Origin of the sequence: Spirosoma sp. 48-14, from assembly GCF_001898575.1 — a bacterium.
In the GTDB taxonomy this organism is placed as follows: domain Bacteria; phylum Bacteroidota; class Bacteroidia; order Cytophagales; family Spirosomataceae; genus Spirosoma.
In genome coordinates, this window is sequence record NZ_MKUD01000033.1 from 1 (window position 1) to 796 (window position 796).

Below are 796 nucleotides of genomic sequence, written 5' to 3' on the forward strand. Positions count from 1 at the left end.
CGACCTTGGATCAATATGGTTTTTTCGGAAGTATTCTAGCGCACTTTCTGTGTATGACTTCAACGTTAGTTTTTCAGGTTTTTTTAGCTTTCTACGTCTTGTGGTATCAGCTAATTTGTACTGATCCTGATATTCGCGGTTAGCATTTGCATTTAACTGCTCTACTTCCTCGATCATTACGTCATATACAGTTTCATCTATTGCAACTACTCTATTTGCCATTTTCTCGTACATTTTTAGCCATAGATATAAAAAAATCTATTATAACTAAAAGACTATCAATACTTTATTAATATAAATCATATTTTATAAAAAGCTATACTTTTGATTTACAATGATTTATCTATGATAATATCATTCCTTCTTGCTGAAAAATACATGTATAGTTTCTTCCTATCTCTTACTACCGCGAAAATAAATGATAAAAATCTCATATTGTTAACAATGTAACATAAATAATTTATTTACTTTTCTACATTATACTTATTTAATTTTAAAACATAAAATATATAATATTTTATTAACAATGTTATGTATTATACATAGTACACAAATTAACATAAATCACATTGCATCACTAAAGTACCTGGTAGTATGATTTTCACACGATTCTTTCCATTTGTTCGTAATGTTACTTTGTCTATTACGCAGTAAAAAAAAATGTAATTAACATACATTGTTAACTCAGTAACTATACAGATTCTATAATTTTATACAATAGGTAACAATGTCAAATAATTACTTAAATAACTAAGTACATAATAAATTTGTATTGTTTGTATTGTTTGTATTGTTT

Annotated in this window: 1 protein-coding gene; it reads right to left on the reverse strand. The window is 25.8% G+C overall.

The genetic code is table 11. The annotated features are described in order from the left end of the window. Positions 1-222 (reverse strand): hypothetical protein (locus tag BGO59_RS18280; RefSeq protein WP_293685382.1); only part of this gene is annotated, 222 nt, incomplete at its 3' end. Positions 223-796: the final 574 nt, after the last annotated feature.